At 72.9% G+C, this 9,007-nt stretch carries 7 protein-coding genes; 3 read left to right on the top strand and 4 right to left on the bottom strand.

The genetic code is table 11. The annotated features are described in order from the left end of the window. From TR46_RS31810 to TR46_RS31800, 3 genes are all read right to left on the bottom strand, one after another. A partial coding sequence (locus tag TR46_RS31810) for a glycosyltransferase family 39 protein (RefSeq protein ID WP_052433268.1) occupies positions 1-1,850 on the bottom strand: 1,850 nt, incomplete at its 3' end. After that, the gene (locus TR46_RS31805) at positions 1,850-3,124 is read right to left on the bottom strand and encodes a bifunctional glycosyltransferase family 2/GtrA family protein (protein ID WP_084719113.1); all 1,275 of its coding nucleotides are present in this window, start codon (positions 3,122-3,124) and stop codon (positions 1,850-1,852) included. The genes TR46_RS31810 and TR46_RS31805, both read right to left, overlap by 1 nt. Positions 3,125-3,209: 85 nt before the next feature. Continuing rightward, positions 3,210-4,844 (bottom strand): FadD3 family acyl-CoA ligase, encoded by a 1,635-nt coding sequence (locus TR46_RS31800; protein WP_042408636.1) that lies wholly within the window; start codon positions 4,842-4,844, stop codon positions 3,210-3,212. 154 nt (positions 4,845-4,998) lie between these two features. On the opposite strand from TR46_RS31800, the gene TR46_RS31795 reads away from it, so the two are divergent. From TR46_RS31795 to galE, 3 genes are read left to right on the top strand one after another with little or no spacing between them, the layout of a single operon-like run. Next, entirely contained in the window at positions 4,999-6,141 is a 1,143-nt protein-coding gene (locus TR46_RS31795; protein ID WP_042408633.1) for a lipid-transfer protein, read from the top strand. A gap of 13 nt (positions 6,142-6,154) precedes the next feature. After that, on the top strand, positions 6,155-6,640 hold the full coding sequence (locus TR46_RS31790) for a Zn-ribbon domain-containing OB-fold protein (protein WP_042408631.1): 486 nt from the start codon (positions 6,155-6,157) through the stop codon (positions 6,638-6,640). A 42-nt stretch (positions 6,641-6,682) separates the two neighbouring features. After that, on the top strand, positions 6,683-7,651 hold the full coding sequence (galE, locus tag TR46_RS31785; RefSeq protein WP_042408628.1) for a UDP-glucose 4-epimerase GalE: 969 nt from the start codon (positions 6,683-6,685) through the stop codon (positions 7,649-7,651). Between the two features lie 197 nt (positions 7,652-7,848). Here the strand turns inward: galE and TR46_RS31780 are convergent. After that, a partial coding sequence (locus TR46_RS31780) for an outer membrane protein assembly factor BamB family protein (protein ID WP_152626799.1) occupies positions 7,849-9,007 on the bottom strand: 1,159 nt, incomplete at its 5' end.

Here is a 9,007-nt window from a genome sequence, read left to right as displayed (position 1 = left end):
TGGGTGCTGACGCTGCCGCCCATTCCGCCGCCACCGCCACCGCCGAAGCCGCCGGCCGTACCACCGCCCGACGGCGCGCCGCCGTCGCCGCCCGGGAAGCCGCCGGTGGGCAGCTCGCCGGTCCGACCCGACTGGCCCGACTGGCCCGACTGACCTGTCTGACCCGTCTGCCCGCCCGGGGCTCCCTGACCGCCGGTCGGCATCTCGCCGGTGCGGCCGCCGCCGGGGAAGCCGCCGGTCGTGCCGGTCGGACGCTCACCGCGCTGGCCGCCGCCCGTACCGCCGCCGAAGCCACCGCCGCCGGGCGCACCGCCGCCCATCCCGCCCATCCCGCCGGAGGACGGGCCGCTGCTCGGGTTGGTGCCGTTGATCGCGCCGCCGGTCGCCGTGTCGGCGGCGTACGCCGCGGGCCCGGCCAGCAGCGCGATCAGCCCGGCCGCCGCACCCACCGTGAAGAGCGGCCCGGCCACCTTGCCGAACCTGGCGACCAGCAGGAAGACCACCGCGGCCAGCGCCAGCACCGCGATCGTCGGCCACAGCCAGCTGTCGAAGCTGCTCGTCCGGCGGAGCAGCACGATCGCCCACACCGCCGACACCGCGATGCCCAGCGGCAGCACCCAGGCCCAGGCCGCCGAGCGGACCCGGAAGGCCCGGAAGACGGCGACCCCGCCGCCCCCGGTGAGGGCGGCGATCGCGGGGGCCAGCATGGTCGTGTAGTACGGGTGGAAGGTGCCGGAGGCGAAGCTGAAGGTCACGTAGTGCGTCAGCAGCCAACCGCCCCACAGCAGGTAGGAGGCGCGCTGGAGGTCGGTGCGCCGCCTGCGCCCGCGCAGCACCAGTGCGGCGGCCAGCGCGATGAACGCGAACGGGATGAGCCAGGAGATCTGGCCGCCGAGGATGGAGTTGAAGAGCCGTGCGGCCCCGGCGGTGCCACCGAAGTTGGCCCCTCCGCCGCCTCCCCCGGCCCCGCCGCTGTTCCCGGTGATGCGGGCCAGGCCGTTGTAGCCGGTGACCAGGTCCCAGACGGTGTCCTTGGTGCTGGAGCCGACGAAGGGCCGCTCGCTCCTGGGGATGGAGTCCACGATGACCATCCACCAGCCGCTGGACACGATCAGCGCTGCACCGGCGATCAGCAGGTTGCGCACCCGCTTCAGCACCGTGCCCCTGGCCGCCCACGCGTAGGCCAGGAAGAAGGCCGGCAGCACCATGTAGGCCTGCAGCATCTTGGTGTTGAAGGCGAAGCCGACCAGGACGCCGGCCCACACCAGCGGCTGCAGCTTCCCGCTGCGGATCGACTCCAGGGTGCACCAGGCGGCCGACACGGTGAGCAGCACCAGCACCGGGTCGGGGTTGTTGTCCCGGGTGATGGCGACGGTGATCGGGGTGAGTGCCAGCACCAGCCCGGCGACGGTGGCCGCGGCGTGCCCGAAGACCCGGCGGACCGCGCTGTAGAGCACCCCGACCGCGGCGATGCCGCAGGCCGCGATGGGCAGCAGCATCTGCCAGGTGCCGAAGCCGAAGATCCGGCAGGACGCCTCCATCACCCACAGCGCGAACGGCGGCTTGTCGACGGTGATGAAGTTCCCGGTGTCCAGCGAGCCGAAGAACATCGACGACCAGCTCTTGGTACCGCTGAGCACGGCGGCGGCGTAGTACGAGTTGGCGTCGCCGTTCTGGCCGAGCCCGTAGACGTAGACGCCGACGGACAGCAGCAGCACGCCCCACAGCGCCGGGCGGGCCCAGCGCGGGGCGGTCTCCCTGCCGAGGAAGACCCTGTGCAGCCGTGATCGTCCGGTGCTCCGGACCTGGTCGCTCCCGGCGGCCGGAGGGGCGGTAACGTGCGCGCTCATCAGTGGTTCAGCTCCTGGTTGTGCGAGGAGGAGGCCGCGTGGCGGCGGGCCTGCCGCTTGGGGTTGAACACCCAGACCCGCATGAGCAGGAAGCGGACGACCGTGGACAGTGCGTTCGCACCCACCAGTGCGGCGAGTTCGACGACATGGGAGGCCCCCGGGGCGGCGACCTTGACGACCGCGAGGGTGACAGTGCTGAGCACCAGACCGATGACGAAGGCGATACCGCCCTCGACCTGGTGCTTGAGGGCGTCCCTGGTGCCGGTGACACCGAAGGTGAAGCGCCGGTTGGCGGCCGTGTTGGCGATCGCGGTGGTGAACAGTGCGACGGCGTTGGCCAGGACGGCCGGTGAGAGTTGACGCAGGATCAGGTAGAGCGCCAGATAGGCGAGGGTGCTGATGACGCCGATCACCGCGAAGCTGGACAGCTGCCAGCGCATCGCCGGCGGCAGCTGGGCCTGCTGGACCCGGGGCGGCACCGGCAGCCGGGTCGCCCCGGAGAGGGTCTTCCTGGCCACCCGCCACATCCCCTTGAGGTCGTCCTTGACCGTGCGGACGATGTCGACCCGGCTGTCCGGGTCGTCCACCCAGTCCACCGGGACCTCGTGGATCCGCAGGCCGCTGCGCTCGGCGAGCAGCAGCAGCTCGGTGTCGAAGAACCAGGTCTGGTCCTCGACCGAGCCGAGCAGCGCCTTGACCACGTCGGTCCGGGCGGCCTTGAAGCCGCACTGGGCGTCGGAGAACTTCGCGGCCATGGTGGTGCGCAGCATCAGGTTGTACGTACGGGAGATGAACTCGCGCTTGGGACCGCGGACCACGGCGGAGCCGCGGTGCAGGCGGCTGCCGATGGCGAGGTCGCTGTGGCCCGACAGCAGTGGCGCGACCAGGGGCAGGAAGGCGTCGAGGCCGGTGGAGAGGTCCACGTCCATGTAGCTGACGACGTCGGCGTCGCTGCTGCTCCAGACCTGGCGCAGGGCGCGGCCCCGGCCCTTCTGATCGAGGTGGACGGCGCGCACCTCGGGGATCTCGGCGGCCAGACCGGTCGCGACCTGCCAGGTTGCGTCAGTGCTGGCGTTGTCGGCGACGGTGATGGTGAAGCGGTACGGGAAGGTCTCGGCCAGATAGGCGTGCAGACGCCGCACACTGTCCTCGAGGATGTGCTCCTCGTTGTAGACGGGGACGACGATCTCGACCAGTCTGGTCCGGCCGCCGGACTGCGGGGCCGATTCCGGGTCCGCGGCGGGCTCCGCCGCCAGCACTGTCGGTTGGCTCATGTACGACAGGCTTCGGCACCCGGCTGTGCGGAGGCTGTGGCGGAGATAGGGCGGCGGTGAGAGTTCCGCACCGGTTAACCGGCATTCACCCTCTGAGCCGGCCTTTCAGTATCTTTCCCGAGGCGTTGCGGGGAAGTTCGGAAACGAATTCGACCTGACGCGGGACCTTGTAGTTGGCCATCTCCCGACGGGACCAGGCGATGAGCTCGGCGGCGGCCTCCTGGAGCGCCCCCGGGGCCGGCTCGCCGCGCGGGACCACGAAGGCCTTGCCGACCTCGCCGAGCCGCGGATCGGGCACGCCGACCACGGCGACGTCGGCGACCAGCGGGTGCCGGGCCAGCACCTGTTCGATCTCGGCGGGGTAGGCGTTGAAGCCGCCCACCGTGTACATGTCCTTGAGCCGGTCGGTGATCCGCAGATTGCCCTCGTCGTCCATGACGCCGATGTCGCCGGTACGAAGCCAGCCGTCCCGGGTGAAGGCCAGTTCGGTCCCCTCCGGGTCCTCGAAGTACTCACGCATCACGGTGTAGCCGCGCACCTGCACCTCGCCGGGAGTGCCCGCGGGCTGCTCCTTGGACTCCTCGTCGGCCACCCGGACGGTGACGCCGGGGACCGCGCGTCCCGAGGTGGCCGCGATCAGGCCGGGGTCGTCGCCGCGGCGGCCCATGGTGACCAGGCCGCAGGACTCGGTGAGCCCGTAGGCGGTGAGCACGGTGCGGAAGCCCAACTCCTCGCGGATCCGGGTGACCAGTTCCAGCGGCACCACGGCGGCCCCGGTGACGGCCAGCCGCAGGGTGTGCAGGTCGTAGCAGCCGCGGGCCGGGTGGTCCAGCAGCGACTGGTAGACGGTAGGCGCCCCGGGCAGCACGGTGACCTGCTCGCTGGAGACCTTGGCGAGCACCGCCTCGGCGTCGAACACCGGCTGCGGCAGCACCGTCGCCCCGCGCATCAGCGCGGCCAGCACCCCGGCCTTCCAGCCGAAGGTGTGGGTGAACGGGTTGACCACCAGGTAGCGGTCGCCCTCGACCAGGCCGGCGATGTCGGCCCAGGTGGCGAAGGCGCGCAGGGACTGGGCGTGGCTGGTGACGGCGCCCTTGGGGCGCCCGGTGGTGCCGGAGGTGAACATGATGTCGGCCGGGTCCTCCGGCTGGACGGCGTCGGCCCGCTCCAGCACGGCCCGGGTCGGGACGTCGGCGGCGGCGGCCAGGAAGCCGCGCCAGTCCTGGAACCCCTCGCCGGCCTCGGCCCGGTCGCCGAGCACCACCACGGTGCGCAGCTCCGGCAGGTCCCGCAGCGGACGGCGGCCCCGGGCGGTGCCGCCCGGGGCCGCCCCGCCCGCCGCCGACCGCAGCGCCGAGGCGTAGCTGACGCCGAGGAAGGCGTCGGTGACGAAGAGCAGCCTGGCCCGGGTGCGCCGCAGCAGCTCCACCGCCTCGGCGCCCTTGAGCCGGGTGCCCAGCGGCACCAGCACCGCGCCGGCGCTGACCGCGCCCAGCGCGGCGACCACGTAGTCCGGGGTGTTCGGGGCCCAGATCGCCACCCGCTCGCCCGCGCCCACCCCGGCCGCCATCACCGCGGCGGCGGCCCGCTCCACCCGGGCGCCGAGGTCGCGGTAGCTGAGCCGGGTCCGCGGCCCGACCACGGCCTCGCGCTCACCGTGGGTCACCGCGGCGCCCCTGACCAGCCGGGGGATGGTGCCCCACTCCAGATCTCCGCGCACGGCGCCCTCCGAATCGACCCGAACCGCCCGAGTTTGACGCCACGTCAGATTAGATCGGCGGCGGCCTTCCGACCAGACCCCCGGACACCTATTCTGACGCCACGTCAGATACGGAAGCGCTGCTCGACCACCGTCCGACCCACCGGGGGAAGCCATGCTCAAGGACCGTACGGCGATCGTCGGCATCGGCCGGACCCGCTTCGCCAAGAACCTCGACGAGCCCGAGAAGACCCTCGCCTGCCGGGCCGTGCTGGCCGCCCTGGACGACGCCGGGATCGACCCCGCCGAGGTGGACGCGCTCGCCTCCTACACCATGGAGGAGACCGACGAGGTCGAGCTGGCCAAGTCCATCGGCGCCGGTGACATCACCTTCTTCAGCCGCACCGGCTTCGGCGGCGGTGGCTCCTGCGCCACCGTCGCCCACCTGGCCATGGCGGTGGCCACCGGCCAGGCGAGTGTGGGCGTCGCCTGGCGCTCCCGGAAGCGCGGCTCGGGCGTCCGGCCGTGGACCAACACCAGCGTGCAGCTGCCCACCCCGGCCCAGTGGACCCGCCCCTTCGGCCTGCTGCGCCCCGTCGACGAGATCGCCGTGCTGGCCCGCCGCTACATGCACGAGTACGGCGCCACCCGGGACCACCTCTTCAACGTCGCCCTGGCCTGCCGCAACCGCGCCAACCAGAACCCGGAGGCGGTGATGTACGAGCGCCCGCTGACCCGGGAGATGTACATGGACGCCCGCTGGATCTCCGAACCGCTCTGCCTCTACGACAACTGCCTGGAGACCGACGGCGCGCTGGCCTGCGTGGTGGTCGGCGCCGAGCGGGCCCGCGACTGCCGGCGCAAGCCGGTGTACGTCCACGCCGCCGCGCAGGGCCTGCCGGCCCAGCACCACGGGATGGTCAACTACTGGAACGACGACCCGCTGACCGGACCAGCCTGGACCGCGGCCCGCCAGCTGTGGAAGACCGCCGACCTCGGTCCACAGGATGTGGACACCGCCCAGATCTACGACGCCTTCACCCCGCTGATCCCGCTCTCGCTGGAGGGCTACGGCTTCTGTGGACGCGGCGAGGGCGCCGCGTTCACCGAGGGCGGGGCGCTCGAACTGGGCGGCCGGCTGCCGATCAACACTGCCGGCGGAGGCCTCTCCGAGGGTTATGTGCACGGCTTCAACCTGATCGACGAGGGCGTCCGGCAGCTGCGCGGCAGCTCCACCTCCCAGGTCCCCGACGCCGCGACCTGCCTGGTCACGGCCGGCGAGGGCGTGCCCACCTCGGCCCTGCTGCTGCGCAACTGAAGGAGTGTCCGGAATGTCTGTCACCGAAGCGGTCAACGCGGCCGGCGGCCTGGCCGACGGCCTGCTGCTGCCCTGGCCCGACGCCGACGGCGAACCGTTCTGGGAGTACACGCTGCGCGGCGAGCTGCGGGTGCAGGCCTGCGCCGACTGCGGACTGCGGCGCTTCCCGCCCCGCCCCAGCTGCCCGCGCTGCCACAGTTTCGCGGACGAGTGGCAGCCGACCTCGGGGCGCGGACGGATCTGGTCGTTCGTCGTCGCCCACCCCCCGCTGCTCCCCGCCTACGCGGAACAGGCCCCCTACCCGGTCGCCGTGGTCGAGCTCGACGACGATCCGGCCGTCCGCCTGGTCGGCACGCTCACCCCCTCGGTACGCCGCCCCGACGCCCCCTGGAACGCGGTTCCGGTGGCCCGACTGCGCATCGGCGCACCGGTCCAGGCCGTCTACCAGACCCTCGCCCCGGGCGTGGCCGTTCCGCGCTGGGCGCTCACCGGACCGTGAAGCCGCCCCGGACCGTGCGGGGCCGCTCGTAGAATGCCGTCCATGACTTGGCTGATCACGGGCGGGGCGGGTTTCATCGGCGCACATGTGGTGCGCGCCATGGTCGAGGACGGACGGGGCGTGGTCGTCCTGGACGACCTGAGCACCGGCGACCCGGCGCGGCTCCCGGACGGCGTCCCGCTGGTCGAGGGCTCCACCCTGGACCGCGCGCTGCTCGACCGGGTCCTGAAGGAGCACCAGGTCAGCGGGGTGCTCCACATCGCCGCCAAGAAGCAGGTCGGCGAGTCCGTCGAGCAGCCGCTGCGCTACTACCGCGAGAACGTGGAGGGCCTGCGGGTGGTGCTGGAGGCCGCGGCCGAGGCCGGGGTGCGCCGGTTCCTGCTGTCCTCCTCCGCCGCGGTGTACGGCATGCCGGACGTCGACATCGTCACCGAGGCCACGCCGTGCGCCCCGATGAGCCCCTACGGCGAGACCAAGCTCATCGGCGAGTGGCTGGTCCGCGGGGTGGGCCGGGCCCACGGCATGGGCACGGTGGCGCTGCGCTACTTCAACGTCGCCGGCGCGGCCACCGCCGAGCTGGGCGACCCGGGGGTCTTCAACCTGGTGCCGATGGTGTTCGAGCGCATCGACGAGGGGCTGCCGCCGCTGGTCTTCGGCGACGACTACCCGACGCCGGACGGCACCTGCATCCGCGACTACATCCACGTGGCGGACGTCGCCACCGCGCATGTGGCCGCGGTGCGGCGGCTCGAAGCCGACCCGGACGGGACGGAGCTGGTCCTCAACATCGGCCGCGGGGCGGGCGTGTCGGTCCGCGAGATGCTCGCCGTCATCGGCAGGGTCACCGGACGCGACACCGCCGCCGAAGTGGTCTCCCGCCGACCGGGCGACCCGGCCCGCGTGGTCGCCTCCGCGGACCTGATCACCCGCGAGCTCGGCTGGACCGCAGAGTTCAGCCTCGAAGACATGGTCAGCTCCGCATGGGCCGGCTGGCAGGTCAGGCACCGCTGACTACCTGGGGGTGCGGGGAACTGCGCTGCCAGCCCTCTACGGAGGTGCGTGGTTGGCAGCGCGCGCAGTTGATCAAGCAGAGCCCCGCGCCCCTGATAGTGCAACTTGATCACAGCGGATCAGTTGCAGCCCCATAGAGGCGCGGGGAACTGCGCGACCGGCCGCCTGCGTAGGTGCAGCGTGGGCAGCGCCGTTGTTCAGTCCCGCGTGGCGGTCCCGCGGGCGGCGTCCAGGGCGTAGACGCACCGGTCCTTGCTGCAAGCGAAGACCCGGCCGTCGACCGCCACCGGGGAGCCGGTGATCTCCCCGCCGGTGTCGAGCTTCCAGCGGAGCCGCCCCGTGGCCAGGTCCAGCGTGTAGAGCGAGTGGTCGCGGCTGCCGAAGTGGACCAGGCCGCCGTACGCCGCCGGGGAGCCGGCGACCTCGCCGCGGGCGGTGTGGCGCCAGCGCTCCTCGCCGTCGCGAGCGGCGAAGGCGTAGACGGTGTCGCCGCTGCCGACCAGGACGGTCCCGTCCTCGTGCACGACGGGATCGATCCCCTGGCGTCCGCCGGTCCGGGCCTGCCAGCGCACCGCCCCGTTCGACGTGTCCAGGGCGAAGACCGCGCCGAGGTAGTCGGCGGCGAAAAGACTCCCCTGGTCGTCCAGGGTCGGCGGGGTGAACAGCACCACCGGGGCCTTGAAGCGCCAGCGCTCCTCCCCGGACTCCTCGTCCAGGGCCAGCACCCGGGCGCCGGAGGTCAGGTGCAGCACCCCGTTGCGCAGCACCGGACGGGACGGGACGTCCTCGCCGACCGGGAACGACCAGCGCGGCCGACCCGTCGTCAGGTCCAGGGCGTGCAGCATCCCGCCGCCGTAGTAGTAGACCGACTCCCCGACCACGCAGGGGCCCGACTGCGGGCTCTCGTACTCCTGCTGCGCGTCGCCGACCTGCCACATCTGGCTTCCGTCGATCGCCGAGCGGACCTGGACGCCGCCGCCCCTGGTCCCGGCGACCAGCACGCCGCCGCCGGCGTCCAGCGAGTAGGTCCAGCCGTCCAGGGTGACCCGCCAGCGCTCGGCCCCGTCCGCCGCGGCCAGGGTGAACAGGCTGGGGCCGTCCGCGGCGTGGACCTGGCCGTCGGCGACCGACATCGCCCAGGCGACGTCGCGGGTCTTGAACCGGCGGCGGCCGGTGGCGATGTCGAGGGCGTGCACCTCGAAGCTGGTGACATACAGCACGCCGTCGCTTACCTGCGGGACTCCCCAGACGTCGTTGGACATCCGGAACCGCCACGGCCGCCAGCGCGACCCAGAGGTGGCCGGCGCCGGCACGGCGGCTGCGGCGGCGGATTGCTCGGCCGGCTGCTGTCCGGCG

It is taken from the genome of Streptacidiphilus carbonis (assembly GCF_000787775.1).
Classification (GTDB): Bacteria; Actinomycetota; Actinomycetes; order Streptomycetales; family Streptomycetaceae; genus Streptacidiphilus; species Streptacidiphilus carbonis.
This window is presented reverse-complemented; position numbering and strand designations above follow the sequence as displayed.

Bases quoted from the DNA above. Each gene is read 5' to 3' on its own strand.
- TR46_RS31805 (WP_084719113.1), bottom strand. From the start codon at position 3,124: ATGAGCCAACCGACAGTGCTGGCGGCGGAGCCCGCCGCGGACCCGGAA.
- TR46_RS31795 (WP_042408633.1), top strand. From the start codon at position 4,999: ATGCTCAAGGACCGTACGGCGATCGTCGGCATCGGCCGGACCCGCTTC.
- TR46_RS31790 (WP_042408631.1), top strand. From the start codon at position 6,155: ATGTCTGTCACCGAAGCGGTCAACGCGGCCGGCGGCCTGGCCGACGGC.
- galE (WP_042408628.1), top strand. From the start codon at position 6,683: ATGACTTGGCTGATCACGGGCGGGGCGGGTTTCATCGGCGCACATGTG.